Genomic DNA, 16645 nt, shown 5'->3' with positions numbered 1-16645 from the left:
CCAAAGTGCGCGGTGGTTTGGGCGACATGCAATCAAGCAGAAATGTCTGCGATCAGGATTTCGCGATCCAAACGCAAACGGCGGGCCACGGAGTCCGCCGTCAAAGTCCCGGTCTTTCCCAGGCCTTACCAGAGGTCGTAGCGCAGCCCGAGCTTGACCGTCTGGTAGTCTATGCCCTTGTGAATGTTGAAGGCGCCATTGTCATAGGCGACATATTTGCCGTCCGGCACCGAGAAATACTCATAGCCAAGATCGACGGAAACGTTCTTCGTAACCTGATAAGACAGCCCGGCGCCGATCGAGTAAGCGAAGTTGAATTTGGCGGCCGTATCGGTTTGGCCATCATACCCTGCGGGGTCATTGCAGAAAAACCCGCCCGTTCCGGCGGAATTTACCGGTGTTTCCACACAATCCTTGGCGCCGATGCTCTTGTAATATTTGTTGTACGCAAGGCCGATACCGCCGCCGATATAAGGAGTGATCCCGACATAAGTGCCGAGATCGACATAGCCATTGGCCATCAGGCTGTAGGCTTTGTTGCTGCCGTTGTCGATCTGGTCGCACAACTGCGATGCGGGCGCGGAATTGATGGTTCCGAAACCGTCATCTACGAGCGTCGTGCCTTTGCAAGTGGTGGCAAGTTTCTGATGATCGGCGAATTTATTGGTCGGCAGAATCCCGCCATTCAGCTCCACCCGAAGATAGTCGTTGACGTGATAGCCCATGCCGACGCTGCCTGTAAAAAGGCTGCTCTCGGACGTAAAGCTGTTCAGGGGCCCGCTCGAGACCTCCTCGTTATCGAATGGGTGGCTGAACGCATAGCCGACATCGCCGCGCAGGTACCAGCCCGAGCCGACTTCGACCGGCACATAGTCGGGTGCCTGGTCGACATAGATCGGTGGATCGTAGTCGGCGGCTATTGCAGGCGTCAGCGGCAACAGGAATGCGGCAAGCGCCAGCCCCATACGCGATATTGATATCATGGTCCCCGGCTCCCGAATTCGGCGCGTCGCATAGGTGACGGCACCATCGTTTCAGGAAGCATTGTTAACCATAGTGGTTAAGTCACGGTTAAGGCTAACAGAGAGTTAGCGAATTGATTTCGCTCATGCATGTCGCCCAAAATGGCCTGACTTTGGCGAAGCCGGCATGCAGGAAAGCAAAGGTCTGAAGTGTGCCGCTTGGATCTATTTCGATGCGAAGTCTGAAGTACTTCCCTGGCGACAGCCCAAACGAAAACCGCCCGGCTGGGCCGGGCGGTTCGCATATATCAGGTCGTGCAAGTCTTACTTGGTGTAGATCGGCTCGGGTTCGGGCTGGTAGGCCACCACCGGTGCGGCGCAACCGTTGTTGCCGCCGAACTGGTAGCGCAGGCCACCCCGCACTTCGTGGGTGTTGAAGCCATGGTCGAAGCCGGGCCCGGCGCTGCTCGTGTCGTATTCGAACATGCGGCCGCCCTGGATATGGGAGAAGCGGTAGCCAGCATCGAGGATGATCTTGTCGGTCAGGCAGTAGGAAGCACCGGCCATGACCGCGTAGGCGAAACGCCAGTTGGATGCGCCAGGATTGGTCTCGGTGGTGTTCGGATCGTGGACGGTATCCCACTTGATGCGCGCACCGCCGATGCCGGCGCCGACATAGGGCGTGATGCCGTGCCAGGTGCCGATATCCACATAGGCATTGGCCAGCAGCAGCAAGGCGCTCATCTTCGACACTTCGGTCGAGGTCGAGGTGAGATCCGAGGTTCCGCCATTAAAATTCGATTTGAACCAGTAGTCGGCGGTCAGGTCGGTGCGGAAGTGTTCGTTGATCTTGTAGCCGACGCCGCCGCCGAGCGAGAAGCCGCCCTTGAGCTTGCCATAGTCGAAAGTCTTGCTGCCGGCGACACCGACAGGAGGTCCGCAGGGGCAAGGGGCGGCCCCATAGGTGATGTAGTCGATGTCGCCCACCTTCGACTTGTGATAGTCGATGTCGCCGCGGATATACCAGCCGCCGACGTCCACCGGCTGCTCGTAGACCGGTGGCGGTGCCTCTTCGACCTGTGGCTCCGGCAGGTCGGCTGCGAACACCGGCCAGGCCAAACCCGCGAACAGCAGCGCGAACAGGGCCTTTCTTGCTGTATTGAACATGCTTGTCACCCCTAGAAACCTCGGAACGGCGATCGTGTCCGAATGAGATTGGCTTTCAGGCGTGGATAATGAATTGCAAAGGTTAAAAGGCGTTTAACCCTGTCGATTAACCACGAATCTCTAAAGTTCCAGCGATTCGGCGATGATTTCGACAGAAGGAGACCAGTTGTGGCCAACAAAAAGCCCGCCGGAGGGGCGAGCTTCGATGCAACCAAGGCAGCGCGCGACGCCTTCCCCTGGGCGGCGATCAGGCGGCGCTGCGGGTTTCCGAGATCACCCCGACGATGTCGTTGACCACGGCCTCGACCAGCTGCGGATCGTCGCCCTCGGCCATGACACGGATCAGCGGCTCGGTCCCGGATGGACGGATGACCAGCCGCCCGGCCTTGCCGAGACGGTGGCGGGCGTCTTCGATCGCGGCCTTGACCGGGGCTTCCTCCAGCGGCTTGCCGCCGGCGATGCGAACGTTCTTCAACAGTTGCGGCACCGGCTCGAACTTCTTCGACAGTTCGCTGACCGGGCGGCCCTGCCGCTTGATGCAGGCCAGCACCTGCAGCGCCGAGACCAGACCGTCGCCCGTGGTCGAAAAGTCGGACAGCACGATGTGGCCCGACTGCTCGCCGCCGACATTGAGCCCATGCGCGCGCATATGCTCCACGACATAGCGGTCGCCGACCTTGGTGCGGTGCAATTGCAGCTTCATGTCGCCGAGAAAGCGTTCGAGGCCGAGATTGGACATGATCGTCGAAACGACGCCGCCGCCGGCCAGCCGCCCGCTCTGGTGCCATGACTCGGCGATCAGCGCCATGATCTGGTCGCCGTCGACGATGGCCCCGTTCTCATCGACGATGACGACGCGGTCGGCATCGCCATCGAGCGCGATGCCGATGTCGGCGCGCACTTCATGCACCTTCTTCTGCAGCCCGGCCGGATGGGTCGAGCCGCATTCCCTGTTGATGTTGAAGCCGTTGGGTTCGACATTGATGGCCACGACCTCGGCGCCAAGTTCCCACAGCGCCTCGGGCGCCACCTTGTAGGCCGCGCCATTGGCGCAGTCGACGACGATCCTGAGGCCCGAAAGCGACATCGAGCGTGGCAAGGTGCGCTTGGCGAATTCGATGTAGCGGTCATGCACGCCGTCGACGCGCTTGGCGCGGCCAAGCCCGTCGGAATCGGCGAGCGCCAGTTCGATATCCTTGTCGAGCATGCTCTCGATGCGTTCTTCGATCTCGTCGGAGAGCTTGTAGCCGTCAGGCCCAAACAGCTTGATGCCGTTGTCGTAATAGGGATTGTGCGAGGCCGAGATCATAACGCCGATGTCGGCACGCAGCGAACGCACCAGCATCGCGACCGCTGGCGTCGGGATCGGGCCGAGCAGGAACACGTCCATGCCGGCGGCGCAAAGGCCGGCCACCATCGCGTTCTCGATCATGTAGCCGGAAAGCCTGGTGTCCTTGCCGAGCACGACACGATGGCGATGGCTGCCGCGCTGGAACGAAAGACCGGCGGCCATGCCAACCCGCATGGCGATTTCGGCGGTCATCGGAAACTTGTTGGCGCGCCCGCGAATGCCATCCGTGCCGAAGTAATTCCCTGCCATGCTAGCCAGTACCCTCGATTGTCCTTAGCCGGCACGTCATGCCACAATTGGCGGCCGCGCCTCGATCACATTGTGTGATTATATGTTACCAATCCTTAGAAAATCATTGTTGTGCACTGCACACAACATGGCGGCAGCTTAGCATGGAGACGCGGCTGCGTCACAATATACCAGTTTTGCGAGCCATTCGGCGCGGATGCACCCCGAGAATTCTTGCTTCGGCGGCCGTCAGGTCAAATGATTTCATCACCTTGTCGTCAGAACGCGATTTTCGGCGATATATACGCCACTTGGCATCTGGCGCAACCGACCGTTGAGCGTTATTGATTCGCTGGGACGTATAATGGGCTGCAGCCACGGAGAAACGCTATGCTCATCCACCGAATTGCTACTCTGACCGGCCTTGCGGTCGCGACGTTGTTCCTGGCCGCGCCAGCCAACGCGCTGACGATGGCCGAGTGCAGCACGAAGTATAACGCCGCCAAGGACGCGGGGACACTTGCCGGGGCGACCTGGAACCAGTTCCGCAAGGCACAGTGCGGCACCGACGCCGCGGCCACCACCGACACCAAGGCGGCCACGACCAAGGCTGCTGAGACCAAGCCGGCCGAAACCAAGCCGGCCAAGACCACCAAGGCTGCCGCCGCGGCCGCCGACAGCACGGCCAAGGGCCTGACCGCCAAGGAATGCAGCACCAAGTACCAGGCCGCCAAGGCCGCCGGCACGCTGAACGGCATGAAGTGGAACGACTTCCGCAAAACCGAATGCGCCGCTGGCGCATCCGCCGCTGACACCACCAAGCCGGCGACCACCAAGGCTGCGACCACGACCGCCCCGGCCGCCGCTGCTGGCAAGGGCCTGAGCATGGCCGAATGCAGCACCAAATATCAGGCTGCCAAGACGGCGAACACGCTGAACGGCATGAAGTGGAACGACTTCCGCAAGAGCGAATGCGGCGCCAGCGCCTCTGACGATGACACCGTGCCGGCTCCGAGCGAGGCGACCTACACCAAGGAACCAGCAAAGCCGACTGCTGTGGCGCCGAAGGGCGTGACTTTCCCGACCGCCATCTCGCCGAAATTCGCCAGCGAGACCCCGGCCAAGGGCCGCATGCACACCTGCCTCGAACAGTACTACGCCAACAAGGACGCCAACACGCTTGGCGGCCTGAAGTGGATCCAGAAGGGCGGCGGCTTCTACAGCCTCTGCAATGCCAAGCTGAAGAGCTGATCGACCGCATCTGAAAAAACAAAGCCCGCGAGCCGCAAGGTTCGCGGGCTTTTTGCTCGGCATTGACCAGGCTCAAATCCCTTGCTTGGAGAGGAGCCCGACCAGACTTGAAAGATCGGCGTTGGCCATGCCAGCCGCCACACCGCGTCGCATAAGATTTTGCATCGGCAAGACGAGTTCGGTGCTGACATCAGCCGCTTTGCTGGCATCGACCAGATTGACATAGGCATCTGCCTGCATGCCCAGATTGGAAACGACATTGGCGGTGTGGTGGCCGCTGTCGATCTGTTGCGCCCATTTCGGCAATCCGCCTTGCATCGCCTGAAGCCACGATATCAGCAGCGGCATGAATTCGCCGGCGGGGATTCCAGCCTTGCCCGTCAATGCCAATGCCTGCAGGACACCGGCGAACAACCCGTACATGCCGGCCAGGAGCGAGATGTCGTAGAGTGGCGCGAGACCGGCATCCTCGCCAAGATACTTGCTGGTGCCGAGCGCATCGAGCCGACCTGCATGATCGTCGAACGCTTGCCTGGAGCCACTGTAGAGTATCAAGGCATTCTGCCCGCCGATCATCGGCGGTACCGCCATGATGCCGCCGTCGATATAGTAGGCACCGCATTGGGCGGCCCAGACAGACATCGCTCGCGCCTGTTCGGGTGTGCCGTTGGTGAGATTGACCAATGTGCGGCCCGAAAGCGCGTCCCCTGCGGGACCGAGCACCTCATGGACAGTGTCGTAGACCAGAAGGCATGCCACGATCAGAGAGCTCGACCTGACCGCTTCCTCGACATTCCTGGCCACTATGGCGCCCTTGGCCGCGACGAGCCCCGACTTTGCCGCTGAGCGGTTCCACACCGTCACCGCGTGCCCCTTCTCAAGAAAGGCTTCGGCGAGCGCCGTGCCCATGGCACCGAGGCCGATTACAGCAATATCGCTCATCCTGCTTTTCCTTTGTTCGCTTTGCCGGTCACGCCGGCAGAGGGCTCAGATCCTGGCCAAGGCCGCCATCCACGGTCAGCCGGGCACCAGTGGTGAAGGTCGCGTCGAAAGCCAGGAACAGCACCGCACGCGCCACCTCCTCGATCGTGCCGTGACGCTTCATCGGCGTGACCTCGTCGCCTATCCTGATGAAGGCCGCGCGCTCCTCGGCGGAAGCGCTGGCCACACCCATTGTCGGTGTGTCGATAAAGCCGGGGCTGACCACATTCACGCGGATCCGGCGCGGCAGCAGTTCGGCGGCCAGCACTTTGGCGAAGGCGCGAAGTGCTGCCTTCGACCCGGAATAGACACTCATGCCGCCGGTGCCGGATTCGTCGGCGACGGACGAGGTGAAGACGATGGCGCCGCCATCCCTGATGAGGGGCAAGAGCCGCTGAACGGTGAAGAAGGCCCCCTTGGTATTGATGTTGAAGATGCGGTCGTAGCTGTCTTCGGTCACCTGCGGCACCGGCTCCAGATAGGCGATCCCGGCATTGACGTGCAGGAAATCGATCTGGCCGAGCTTCTGCCCGACCTCCGCGCCGAGTGTAACGATAGCGGCCATGTCGCCGATGTCGGACCGCAGCACATGCGCGCGCGAAAACAGCCTGGCGCGTGCGGCATCGATGTTGCGTTCGTCATGGCCGGTGACCAGCACCTCGGCGCCGCCCTCGACCAATGCCTCGGCGACAGCGAGCCCCATGCCGTGGGTTCCGCCGATCACCACAGCTTTGCTGTTTGCGTATCGTGTCATGATGCATCCTTTTGACAAAATCCTGCCCTCGACGGCCTTTGCAGGCCGAAGCGGGATACCGATATGGTGTTGTGGTGCTCGCCGGTGTTTGCGATCTGGTCCGAAGCTATGGGCCGACTTGGTTTTTCTCAAGTGCCGACAAAAATGTAAGCCACCCACCGATTGCTCAGAATTGGATGAAACATGGGAAAGAAACAGCCAGATAGTTGCGGACTTGGACCCGCACTCGAGGTGATCGGCGGCAAATGGAAAGCGTTGCTGCTCTGGCAGATACACAAAGCGCCGGCGCGATTCGGCGAGCTGAAGCGCCTAGTGCCCGCCATCAGCGAAAAAATGCTGATCCAGCAGCTGCGCGAAATGGCGGCGGACGGCATCGTCCATCGCCAGGTCTTCCCCGAAGTGCCGCCCAGGGTCGAATATTCGATCACCGACTTCGGCATCGAGTTGGACAATGCCCTGATCCCGCTCGCCAGATGGGGCAAGCAACATGCGGTGCGGACTGAAAGGCGCCCCGGCAAGGCAGATGTGCCTGCGCCGCACGCTTCGTGACCAGCACCGAATAAAAAACGCCGCGGTTTGAAGCCGCGGCGTTTTTCTTGAAACCTGTGATCTAGGCTTAGCTAGACGGCTGCGGCTCCATGCCGCCTTCGGGCTCGGGGCCCTTCTTGCGGCGACCGGACTTCGGCACGGCCGAGCCACGGCTCGGCGGCGTGTCGTCGCCAAGGTCGCGCGAGGGCTTCTGTCCGGCGATCAACTGCTTGATCTCCTCGCCGGACAACGTCTCGTATTCGAGCAGACCTTGCGCCAGCGCGATCCATTCCTTCTTCTTCTTGGTCAGGATGGATTTAGCCGTCGAATAGGCTTCGTCGATCAGGCGGCGCACCTCGCCGTCGATGATCTGCGCGGTCTCTTCCGAGATGTTCTGCGTACGCGCCACCGAATGGCCGAGGAACACTTCCTCCTGGTTGTCGCCATAGGCGACATGGCCGAGCTTGTCGGAGAAGCCCCAGCGCGTGACCATGGCGCGCGCCAGCTTGGTCGCCTGCTCGATGTCGGAGGAAGCGCCGGACGTGATGTTCTCCTTGCCGAACTTGAACTCCTCGGCGACGCGGCCGCCCATCATGATGGCGAGGCGCGAGATCATGTATTTGTAGCTCATGGAGTAGCGGTCGCCTTCCGGCAACTGCATGACCATGCCGAGCGCGCGGCCGCGCGGAATGATGGTTGCCTTGTGCAGCGGATCGGCCGACGGCACGTTCAGCGCCAGGATGGCGTGGCCGGCTTCGTGATAGGCGGTCAGCTCCTTCTCGGCCTGGGTCATGGCCGACGAGCGGCGCTCGGCGCCCATCATGATCTTGTCCTTGGCGTCCTCGAATTCGGCCATGGTGACGAGGCGCTTGTTGCGCCGCGCCGCCATCAGCGCGGATTCGTTGACCAGGTTCATCAGGTCGGCGCCGGAGAAGCCGGGCGTACCACGAGCGACGACCTTGAGGTCGACATTGGGGGCCAGCGGCACGTTGCGCACATGCACCTTGAGGATCTTCTCGCGGCCGACGATATCGGGGTTCGGCACCACCACCTGGCGGTCGAAACGGCCTGGTCTGAGCAATGCCGGATCGAGCACGTCGGGCCGGTTGGTGGCGGCGATCAGGATGATGCTTTCGTTGGACTCGAAGCCGTCCATCTCGACCAGCAGCTGGTTCAGCGTCTGCTCGCGCTCGTCATTGCCGCCGCCGAGACCGGCACCGCGATGGCGGCCAACGGCGTCGATTTCGTCGATGAAGATGATGCAGGGCGCATTCTTCTTGGCCTGGTCGAACATGTCGCGGACGCGGCTGGCGCCGACGCCGACGAACATCTCGACGAAGTCCGAGCCCGAAATAGTGAAGAACGGCACGTTGGCTTCGCCGGCGACCGAGCGGGCAAGCAGCGTCTTGCCGGTGCCGGGGGGGCCGACCAGCAGCACGCCGCGCGGAATCTTGCCGCCAAGGCGCTGGAACTTCTGCGGATCGCGCAGGAACTCGACGATCTCTTCGAGATCTTCCTTGGCCTCGTCGACGCCGGCGACGTCCTGGAAGGTGACGCGGCCATGCGCCTCGGTCAGGAGCTTGGCCTTCGACTTGCCGAAGCCCATGGCGCGCCCGGAGCCTGACTGCATCTGGCGCATGAAGAATATCCACACGCCGAGGATGAGGATCATCGGCAGCCACGAGATCAGGTAGCCGAACAGCGAATTGGAACCGTCGGTCTCGGGCCGCGCATTGATGGTGACGTTCTTGTCCTGCAGCCGCGAGACCAGCTGGGGATCGCCGGGCGAATAGGTCTGGAAGCCACTGGAATTGTCGGTGTAAGTGCCGGTGATGCGAGCGCCCGCGATGGTCACCGTCTTGACCCGGCCGGCCGCGACATCCTGCAGGAACTGCGAATAAGGCACATCGCTCGAAGCCCCGCGCGTCTGCGGTGTCTGGAACAGATTGAAGAGGGCGATGAGCAGGACCGCTATGATCGCCCAGAGCGCGAGGTTGCGATAGTTCGGATTCATCAATTGTCCCGTTGGCGTCCGCGAGCGGACAGCATCATGAGAGGAAACTTGGGCCTAACATAGGGAGAGCGTCCCCCCTTGCCAAGCAGAACAGCATGTCTGGGTTAAGCTTTCGCCCAGCATCAACCGGCACTGTGGCCACGCAATGGCAAGGCGGGAAGCGGCGCCGCGCCGATCAACCCGGCGACGGCGCGTGCCGGGGCCAGATCGAAGGACGGCAGGAAGCGCGCAAAGGGGCTAACGTTCGGCGAGGCCGCGAACCCTTGCGGTGCGGGCCAATCAGGCGCCGGACCAGCCTTCTCGACGGCCTCCAGCAGGGTTGGTTCAGCCGCCAATGCCGCGCGCAACAGGCTGGGCGGGGTTTCGCCCCGGCCTGCAGCCAGCCGCTTCGCCGCCGCTGCCCCGAATGGCGCGATCAACAATGCACCGCTGGCGTCGTTCAACGTGATTTGGCGGCGGCCATCCCAGATGGCCGCGTCGACCGCCGCCGCTGCCGCAGGCAAGCCCCGCATCTCTCGGTGCAGGAAGATGCCGGCGCGCCGGAAGTCGAGCACCGTCCGCGACAATGTGGCGCAAAGAAATCCGGCCTTCAGCCGGGCGAACAACGCCTCGCTGCGAGCCTGGTCCGGCAGGAAGGCAATCCCGCCTGACGTCGCCAACAGAATGCGCAGCGCGTAGACGGCCGCCCGGTCGTCGCCGGCGCCGAGCAGGGCCGGATCGAGCCGGATGAGGCCCGCTGCCGGCTGACTGGCAAAGCGCTCGATCAGGCAGGTGGCCTCCGCGCCAAGCCGCGTGCGGGCACTGGCCTCCTTCGCGGCCAACGCCAGCGCGTCGTTCATGCGCTGTGCGCCGGCCTCCCCGGCAAGGGTTGCGCGCATGCGCGGCCGCTCGAAGGCCTCATCGGCATTGGTCGGGTCCTCGGTCCAGCCGACCTGTTGGCGCCGCAGGAAATCGCGCAACGCATGGCGCCGCACCCCAAGAAGCGGTCGCACGATCCAGTCGCGCCAGTCATGCAAGGTGGCGGGCGCCATGCCGGCAAGGCCCCGTCCCTCGTTACGGGCCGCATCGTTGCGATCGAGCCGCATCAGCACCGTCTCGGCCTGGTCGTCGGATGTATGTCCGGTCACGATCAGGCCGATGCCTTCCGCCCGCGCGGCGCTGGCCAGCAGCCGGTAGCGCGCCTCGCGCGCCGCCGCCGGGAGGCCGGTCGACGGTTTTTCTCCGGACCAGGTCAGGACACGGTGGGCGATGCCGCGCTCCGCGCAAAGCTTCGCCACGGCCTGTGCCTCATCAGCCGAACCCTGCCGCAATCCGTGGTCGACGGTTACAGCCAGCAGCCTGGCGGACGGTGCGGTTCGGTCGAGATGCTGTTTGAGAAGAAGAAGGAGCGCAGTCGAGTCGCTGCCGCCCGATACGGCCGCAACAGCGCCGTTGGTAAAATCGATATGCGAAAAAAGTCTCGTCGAAAAATCAGGCCCGGTGTCGAGCATCAATGCATGTCGCCAAAAAGCGGTCCCGGGTTTGGGACTGCGACATCCCAGGGAAAGATCAGCACGCAGCCAGTGCCTTCTCCTGCTTGACGCGTTCCTTGAGTGTGCTGGAAATATCAGGATAGCGCTTGCCGACCTCGCTGAAGGTGGCGCAGGCGACGTCATGCTGCTTGAGGCCGACCAGCGAGACGCCGAGCTTCAACAGCATGTCGGGCGCTTTCTTGGCCTTGGGATAGTCCTTGCTGGCGGCGAGGAAGACTTCCGCCGCATCGCGGTATTTCTGCTGGCCAAGCAGCGATTCCCCCAGCCAGTAATGTGCGTCCGCCGTCTTGGCGTCCTTGGGGAAGCGGGAGATGTGGTCGCGGAAACCCTGTTCGGCGGTGCCGTAGTCGCCCGACAGGATGAACTGGTAGGAGTTGCGGTAGAGCTCTTCGGGATTGTTGGTGGCGGGCAGCGCCGCGACCACCGTGCCGCCGGACTTGCCGGCCTTTGAGGATGCGCCGTTGGCTGGTGCCGTGTCCTGTGCCGGCGCGGTTGCCTGCGTGTTGCCGCCGGCATCGATCACATTGCCATTCTTGTCGACGGTGATGGACCCAAAGGTCTTTTCGGGCGCTCCCTTGCCGGGGATCACCTTGCCGGGGTCGCCATCGGGTGATTCGACAATGACGTCCTCGACCGTCTTGCCGCTTGCGGATTGATCGCCGCCGGGCGCGGCGCCGGCATCAGCCGGCGCCTGGGTTGCCGGAGCCGAGGCCACGTCGGTGTTGGTTCCGGTGGTGGCGTCTGATTTCTTCTGCGCCGGCGGTTGTCCACCTTGCGAGCCGCCTTCGAGCTGCTGGAAGCGGAACTCGTTGTCTTCCTGCTGTTTGCGGATCTGCTCCTGCATCTGCAGGATCTGGAAATTGAGTTCCTCGACCTTGCCGGTCAGCTGCCGCAGCTGGTCCTCGAGCCCTGTCACGCCGGCGCCGCTCGACTGCGCGAGCTGGACCTGATCCTGCTTTTTCTTCTCACCGAAAAGGCTGGACAACTCAAGTGTCGGCAGATGGAAGGAAAAACCGCTCTCGGTTGATTGCCCCGAACCGCTCGCCAAAGCGGTTACGCCTGATAGGAGCAGCAGCGCAAGCGTGCCGCTCAGAACCGATCTCAAATGCATGTGCCTCTCGCCGTCCAATCGTTAGCTTGTTCGCGCCTTCCAATCGTTATGAGACCAGCCAAGCGCCCTCGGCTCATAGCAGGGCGCGAGACTTCGGCCAAATTTTGTTTCGGGCCTCCGGATATGAAAAAGGCGGCCCGGAGGCCGCCTTTCGCAGAAGTGTGTTGTATTTTTGCCGATCAGGAACCAGCGCCGCTGAGCGTGGTGACGGCGCGGCGGTTCTGCGACCAGCAGGAGATGTCATCGCATACCGCTACCGGACGTTCCTTGCCGTAGGAAATCGTCTTGAGGCGGCTGGCCGAAACGCCCTTGGAAACCAGGAAGTCGCGAGTAGCGGCGGCACGGCGGGCACCGAGCGCCAGATTGTATTCGCGCGTGCCGCGTTCGTCGGCATGGCCTTCGACGACGATGGCATACTGCTTGTACTGGTTTAGCCACTGCGCCTGACGCGAAAGCGTCGTCTGCGCGTCGGCCCGGATCGAGGTCGAGTCCGTATCGAAGAAGATGCGGTCACCGATGTTGACGGTGAAGTCCTGCGCCGAGCCGGGTGTTGCAGCACCCGCGCCATTGAGGCCAAGGTCAGCGGCGCTGTTCGGCGTCTTCTTCGAGGCGCAACCGGCGACGGCGAGCATCGCCACCAGCGCGATCATGACCGGGTTTCTGGTAAGTGCTGCGATACGGCCCATGCCGCCTCTCCTTCGTATTCGAGTGATTTCGTTGATCACCCAGTAACCACGTTTGGGTTAACCGGCATTCAAGAAACACGGTTAAAATTTGGTTTAAACTGCCCGTCCGCAGCCGTGTTGTCATGAGCCACAGTTGGCGCGGACCCTAGGCGGAAATGCGGCCAAAACGCGACCAAGGCATGGAAAAAGGGCCGAAAACGGCCCCTTTTCAGCTTGTGTGGCAATTCAGTCGAACCTATTCCAGCAACGGCGACCAGGCCGGATCCGAAGCAAAATTCGATGTCGGGATCGGCTGTTCGTTGCGGCCGGTGAGATCGACGGAAACCAGTTTCGGGCCGCCATTGGAGTCACGGAAGAACATCAGCACGCGGCCGTTCGGGGCCCAGGTCGGGCCTTCCTGCTGGAAGCCGGACGACAGGATGCGCTCGCCAGAGCCGTCGGTCTTCATGACGCCGATCTGGAATTCGCCGCCGCTCTGCTTGGTGAAGGCGATGAGGTCGCCGCGCGGCGACCACACCGGCGTCGAATAGACGCCGTCGCCGAAGGAGATGCGGGTCTGGCCCGAGCCGTCGGCGCCCATGACGTAGATCTGCGCGCGGCCGCCACGGTCGGAGGTGAACACCACCTTGCTGCCGTCGGGCGAATAGGAGGGCGAGGTGTCGATGGCGGTCGAATTGGTCAGCCGCGTCGTCGAACGGCTGCGCAGGTCCATGGCGAAGATGTTGGAATTGCCGTCGTCGCGCAGCAGGCTCATAATCACCTTCTGGCCGTCGGGCGAGAAGCGCGGCGCAAACGTCATGCCGGGAAAATTGCCGACCAGTTCGCGCTGCCCGGTCTCGATCTGCAGGAGATAGACCCGCGGCTGGCCGCTTTCATAGGACATATAGGTGATTTCCTGCCGGTTCGGCGAGAAGCGCGGCGTCAGCACGATCGACCGCCCGTCAGAGAGATAGCGGACGTTCGCACCGTCCTGGTCCATGATGGCGAGGCGCTTCTTGCGCGCGTTCTTGGCGCCGGACTCGTCGATGAAGACGACGCGCGTGTCGAAATAGCCCTTCTCCCCGGTCAGCCGCTCATAGATGGCATCGGCGATGATGTGGGCAACGCGGCGCTGATTGGCATCGTTGGCAAAGAACTGCTCGCCGGCCATCTGCTGTCCGGCAAAGGTGTCCCACAGCCGGTACTGGGCGCGGATACGGCCGTCGGCCTCCTTGCTGACGCTGCCGGTGACCAGCGCTTGCGCGTTGATTACCTTCCAGTCGTCGAAGCGGGGGGTTGCGTCCGGATTGGCGATCTTCTCGATGAAGGCGCTCTTGTCGATCGGCGCGAACAGGCCGGAGCGCTTCAGATCGGCGGTGACAATCTGGGAAATCTGAGCGCCAAGCGCATCACCCCCCTGGAAATCCGTGATGGCGATTGGCAGCGGCTCGACATTGCCCTTGTTGACGTTGAGTTCGACGAGCGCCAGCGCCGGCAGCGTGCCGGCAGCGGTCATGCCCATCGCCATCGCGGCAATCATCAGGAGCGGCTTGAGGATTGATTTCATGTCTTCTCGCTTCTCATACTGATTTTCGGATGTCAGGGCCTACAGGCCGAGCATCTCCCTTGGATCGAAGGTGACCCGGATGTCGTTCCAGATATCTTGCTTGCCGGAGGGAACCTGCAGGCCGGCCATGTCGCATTTCTGAACCGCGCGCACCGCACTCTCATCGAACTGCCTGTTGCCGCTCGATGTTTCAACGGAGGGACGGCCGTCGAGCTTGCCTGAGTTGTTCAGATTGAAACGGACGACGACGACGAAATTCTCCGAACCTTCAAGCCCGGCCGGCAAGGTCCAGCAACCGCCCAACTGGCTTTCCAGGGCGCCCTGCTCCGACTTCGACAGCTTCTGGCCTTGATCCTTGTCGCCACCGAGCGACGCCTGCTGGGTCGAGCGCTTGGCGCCGCCGCCGGACGGCTTCTGCTTGTCGAGCAGGGCCGAAATCTCATTGGCGTTGAACTGCTTGTCGTCGGACTTCGGCTTCGACGAGGCTTCCTTGACCGGCTTGTCGGCATCCTTGCGGTCAGGCGCCTTGGCGCTTTCGGCCTGTGCCGGCTGCGGCTTTGGCCGCGCTTCCGGCGCGGGCGCCGAATTCGGCAATTGGGTCTCTTCTGTGGGCGGGTCCTTGGCTATGGCCTCGGCGACGGCATCCGGTTTGACCTCAGGGGTCGGATCGATAGCAGCGGTCTTGTCCTGCGGCGGCGGTGTCGGCGCCGGCTTAGCCGGCGTCGGCTTGGGCTCCGTCTTCTTGACCGGCTCGGGCTTGACCTCTTCCTTGGGCGTCGGCGCTGGCGCCACTTCCGTCGCCGGAATGGGCTTGGGCTTTTCCTGCGGCTTCGGCACGTCCTCGGTCTTCGGGATTTCCTTCGGGGTCGGCGCTGGCGCCGGGGCCGACGTCGTGTCGACTGGTTTCGGCTTGGCTTCCGGCGTTATCGGCTTGTCGGTGTCGACGCTGTTTTCGCCCACCTTCTGCGCATCCGGCACGACGTCCGGACGCTGCGTCGGCAACGGCGCCGGCTTTTCATGCATCACGGCCTTCTTGTCGCCCTGTAGCGTCTGCGCAATGGCTTCCATCGGCACGATATCGACCGCAACCGACTCCACGTCGGCCGACGGAAGCGCGGCGGGCGCCGACAGGGTGAACAAGCCGAAGGCCAGCACCGCCGTGTGCAGGATCACCGATGTGGTGAGGCCGGTCCTCATCGTGCGTCTATTGATCCTGTTCCTGCAGTGAAACCAGGCCGATGTTCTTGTAACCAGCGGCCGAGATGCGAGCCATGACCTTCATGGCCGTGCCATAGTCGGTCGATTTGTCGCCACGGATGAAGATACGCTCTTCATAACCGGTCTTCGAGATCGCCTGCAGCTTGGCCACCAGTTCCTCGATCGGAATCTCGGTTTCCTGCAGGAAGATCTTGCCGGTCGCATCGATCGAGACGGTGATCGGCTGGGTGTCGGCATTCATCGCCTTGGCCTGCGTGTCCGGCAGGTCGATCGGCACCCCGACCGTCAGCATCGGCGCGGCGACCATGAAGATGATCAAAAGCACGAGCATGACGTCGACCATCGGCGTGACGTTGATCTCCGACATCAGCGCATGGTGGCGGCCGCGCCGCCGGTGGCCGCGCCCGCCGCGCCCTCCCATGCCTACGGACATACCCATCTCGTTACTCCTCAGGCCTTAGGCGCGACTTTTTCATCGATTTGGCGCGAGAGTATGGCGGAGAACTCGTCGGAGAACCCCTCCATGCGCACAGCGATCTTGCTCGCATCCGATGACAGCTTGTTATAGGCGATGACCGCCGGAATAGCGGCGAGCAGGCCGATGGCCGTCGCCAGCAGCGCTTCGGCGATACCGGGCGCGACCACCGCGAGGCTGGTGTTCTTGGAGCCCGCGATGGCCTGGAACGACGTCATGATGCCGATGACGGTGCCGAACAGGCCGATGAAAGGTGCTGCCGATCCGGTCGTGGCAAGGAAGCCGAGGCGTCCCTCCAGCTTCTCCATCTCGCGAGTCAGCGCCAGGTCCATGGCCTTGTCGATGCGGGTCTGCAGGCCGAGCGGCGACTTGGCGCCTTTCTCGAAACTCTTCTTCCATTCACGCATGGCGGCGACGAAAATGGCGCCCATGCCTGTCGTCTTGCGGTCGGCGAGCGTGCGGTAGAGTTCCTCCAGCGACTGCCCGGACCAGAAAACCTGCTCGAAGCGGTTCAGCGCCAGCCGCATGCGGCCATAGGCGACCAGCTTGTCGACGATGATCGCCCAGGTCCATACCGAGGCACAAAGCAGCCCGATCATGACCAGCTTGACCACCCAGCTGGCCTGCATGAACAAGGCCCAAATCGACAATTGCGCGCCCGGTTCGGCGAGTGCGATATTTTCCATCGTTACGTCCTTAAGATTTTCCGGGCGAAGCTGGCGGCTGGCCCATGGCATCCCTTGTGGTCGGTTCGCACGAAGCTACCGGACACCCCAAACCGTGCCGTTAGCGGCCTTTTCGGGGCAAATATTGGTGAAAGGAAGGCGCTGGATAACGCCAA

15 protein-coding genes are annotated in these 16645 nt (G+C 62.6%); 2 read left to right on the top strand and 13 right to left on the bottom strand.

Translation table 11 applies throughout. The annotated features are described in order from the left end of the window. Positions 1 to 125 precede the first annotated feature (125 nt). The 3 genes from M653_RS0102170 to glmM all read right to left on the bottom strand — a co-directional run bounded on the left by M653_RS0102170 (position 126) and on the right by glmM (position 3729). Positions 126 to 965: an outer membrane beta-barrel protein gene (locus tag M653_RS0102170; protein WP_337142290.1), complete on the bottom strand. Its 840-nt coding sequence runs from the start codon at positions 963 to 965 to the stop codon at positions 126 to 128. Between the two features lie 321 nt (positions 966 to 1286). Continuing rightward, on the bottom strand, positions 1287 to 2129 hold the full coding sequence (locus tag M653_RS0102165; protein WP_027141809.1) for an outer membrane protein: 843 nt from the start codon (positions 2127 to 2129) through the stop codon (positions 1287 to 1289). Between the two features lie 247 nt (positions 2130 to 2376). Continuing rightward, the gene (gene glmM / locus M653_RS0102160) at positions 2377 to 3729 is read right to left on the bottom strand and encodes a phosphoglucosamine mutase (protein WP_027141808.1); all 1353 of its coding nucleotides are present in this window, start codon (positions 3727 to 3729) and stop codon (positions 2377 to 2379) included. A 369-nt stretch (positions 3730 to 4098) separates the two neighbouring features. Between glmM and M653_RS0102155 the strand changes: the two genes are divergently transcribed. Further along, a complete protein-coding gene (locus M653_RS0102155; RefSeq protein ID WP_027141807.1) occupies positions 4099 to 4959 on the top strand; it encodes a hypothetical protein in 861 nt (286 codons plus the stop codon). 72 nt (positions 4960 to 5031) lie between these two features. Here M653_RS0102155 and M653_RS0102150 read toward each other — a convergent pair whose 3' ends face one another. Then, positions 5032 to 5901, bottom strand: coding sequence for an NAD(P)-binding domain-containing protein (locus M653_RS0102150; RefSeq protein WP_027141806.1), 870 nt, complete (start codon positions 5899 to 5901; stop codon positions 5032 to 5034). Positions 5902 to 5929: 28 nt separating this feature from the next. Next, a complete protein-coding gene (locus M653_RS0102145; protein WP_027141805.1) occupies positions 5930 to 6694 on the bottom strand; it encodes an SDR family oxidoreductase in 765 nt (254 codons plus the stop codon). Positions 6695 to 6877: 183 nt separating this feature from the next. Here M653_RS0102145 and M653_RS01000000131965 point away from each other — a divergent pair, with 183 nt between their 5' ends. Further along, positions 6878 to 7243 (top strand): helix-turn-helix domain-containing protein, encoded by a 366-nt coding sequence (locus tag M653_RS01000000131965; protein ID WP_027141804.1) that lies wholly within the window; start codon positions 6878 to 6880, stop codon positions 7241 to 7243. Positions 7244 to 7310: 67 nt separating this feature from the next. On the opposite strand, the gene ftsH is transcribed toward M653_RS01000000131965, so the two are convergent. The 8 genes from ftsH to tolQ form a co-directional block, all read right to left on the bottom strand. Beyond that, entirely contained in the window at positions 7311 to 9236 is a 1926-nt protein-coding gene (gene ftsH, locus M653_RS0102135) for an ATP-dependent zinc metalloprotease FtsH (RefSeq protein WP_027141803.1), read from the bottom strand. Between the two features lie 122 nt (positions 9237 to 9358). Further along, entirely contained in the window at positions 9359 to 10726 is a 1368-nt protein-coding gene (gene tilS, locus M653_RS0102130; protein WP_027141802.1) for a tRNA lysidine(34) synthetase TilS, read from the bottom strand. A 58-nt stretch (positions 10727 to 10784) separates the two neighbouring features. Further along, positions 10785 to 11879 carry a tol-pal system protein YbgF gene (gene ybgF, locus M653_RS0102125; RefSeq protein ID WP_027141801.1) on the bottom strand — a complete coding sequence of 365 codons (1095 nt, stop codon included), beginning with the start codon at positions 11877 to 11879 and terminating at the stop codon, positions 10785 to 10787. A gap of 179 nt (positions 11880 to 12058) precedes the next feature. Further along, positions 12059 to 12565 carry a peptidoglycan-associated lipoprotein Pal gene (gene pal / locus M653_RS0102120; RefSeq protein ID WP_027141800.1) on the bottom strand — a complete coding sequence of 169 codons (507 nt, stop codon included), beginning with the start codon at positions 12563 to 12565 and terminating at the stop codon, positions 12059 to 12061. Between the two features lie 235 nt (positions 12566 to 12800). Further along, complete coding sequence (gene tolB, locus M653_RS0102115) at positions 12801 to 14111, bottom strand: Tol-Pal system beta propeller repeat protein TolB (RefSeq protein ID WP_027141799.1); 1311 nt, start codon at positions 14109 to 14111, stop codon at positions 12801 to 12803. Positions 14112 to 14150: 39 nt separating this feature from the next. Then, the gene (locus M653_RS0102110) at positions 14151 to 15308 is read right to left on the bottom strand and encodes a TonB family protein (RefSeq protein WP_027141798.1); all 1158 of its coding nucleotides are present in this window, start codon (positions 15306 to 15308) and stop codon (positions 14151 to 14153) included. Positions 15309 to 15315: 7 nt separating this feature from the next. Beyond that, complete coding sequence (tolR, locus tag M653_RS0102105; protein WP_027141797.1) at positions 15316 to 15768, bottom strand: protein TolR; 453 nt, start codon at positions 15766 to 15768, stop codon at positions 15316 to 15318. 11 nt (positions 15769 to 15779) lie between these two features. Further along, positions 15780 to 16490 (bottom strand): protein TolQ, encoded by a 711-nt coding sequence (gene tolQ / locus M653_RS0102100; RefSeq protein WP_015315267.1) that lies wholly within the window; start codon positions 16488 to 16490, stop codon positions 15780 to 15782. Between the last annotated feature and the right edge of the window lie 155 nt (positions 16491 to 16645).

The sequence above is a fragment of the Mesorhizobium sp. WSM3626 genome (genome assembly GCF_000513935.1).
GTDB lineage: Bacteria > Pseudomonadota > Alphaproteobacteria > Rhizobiales > Rhizobiaceae > Mesorhizobium > Mesorhizobium salmacidum.
Note: the sequence above shows the minus strand (reverse complement) of the source record. Positions and strands in the feature narration are given on the sequence as shown.

What these genes read in the sequence shown, in the direction of transcription:
- M653_RS0102170 (WP_337142290.1), bottom strand. Translation starts at nt 965, where the DNA reads ATGGGGCTGGCGCTTGCCGCATTCCTGTTGCCGCTGACGCCTGCAATA.
- M653_RS0102165 (WP_027141809.1), bottom strand. Translation starts at nt 2,129, where the DNA reads ATGTTCAATACAGCAAGAAAGGCCCTGTTCGCGCTGCTGTTCGCGGGT.
- glmM (WP_027141808.1), bottom strand. Translation starts at nt 3,729, where the DNA reads ATGGCAGGGAATTACTTCGGCACGGATGGCATTCGCGGGCGCGCCAAC.
- M653_RS0102155 (WP_027141807.1), top strand. Translation starts at nt 4,099, where the DNA reads ATGCTCATCCACCGAATTGCTACTCTGACCGGCCTTGCGGTCGCGACG.
- M653_RS0102150 (WP_027141806.1), bottom strand. Translation starts at nt 5,901, where the DNA reads ATGAGCGATATTGCTGTAATCGGCCTCGGTGCCATGGGCACGGCGCTC.
- M653_RS0102145 (WP_027141805.1), bottom strand. Translation starts at nt 6,694, where the DNA reads ATGACACGATACGCAAACAGCAAAGCTGTGGTGATCGGCGGAACCCAC.
- M653_RS01000000131965 (WP_027141804.1), top strand. Translation starts at nt 6,878, where the DNA reads ATGGGAAAGAAACAGCCAGATAGTTGCGGACTTGGACCCGCACTCGAG.
- ftsH (WP_027141803.1), bottom strand. Translation starts at nt 9,236, where the DNA reads ATGAATCCGAACTATCGCAACCTCGCGCTCTGGGCGATCATAGCGGTC.
- tilS (WP_027141802.1), bottom strand. Translation starts at nt 10,726, where the DNA reads ATGCTCGACACCGGGCCTGATTTTTCGACGAGACTTTTTTCGCATATC.
- ybgF (WP_027141801.1), bottom strand. Translation starts at nt 11,879, where the DNA reads ATGCATTTGAGATCGGTTCTGAGCGGCACGCTTGCGCTGCTGCTCCTA.
- pal (WP_027141800.1), bottom strand. Translation starts at nt 12,565, where the DNA reads ATGGGCCGTATCGCAGCACTTACCAGAAACCCGGTCATGATCGCGCTG.
- tolB (WP_027141799.1), bottom strand. Translation starts at nt 14,111, where the DNA reads ATGAAATCAATCCTCAAGCCGCTCCTGATGATTGCCGCGATGGCGATG.
- M653_RS0102110 (WP_027141798.1), bottom strand. Translation starts at nt 15,308, where the DNA reads ATGAGGACCGGCCTCACCACATCGGTGATCCTGCACACGGCGGTGCTG.
- tolR (WP_027141797.1), bottom strand. Translation starts at nt 15,768, where the DNA reads ATGGGTATGTCCGTAGGCATGGGAGGGCGCGGCGGGCGCGGCCACCGG.
- tolQ (WP_015315267.1), bottom strand. Translation starts at nt 16,490, where the DNA reads ATGGAAAATATCGCACTCGCCGAACCGGGCGCGCAATTGTCGATTTGG.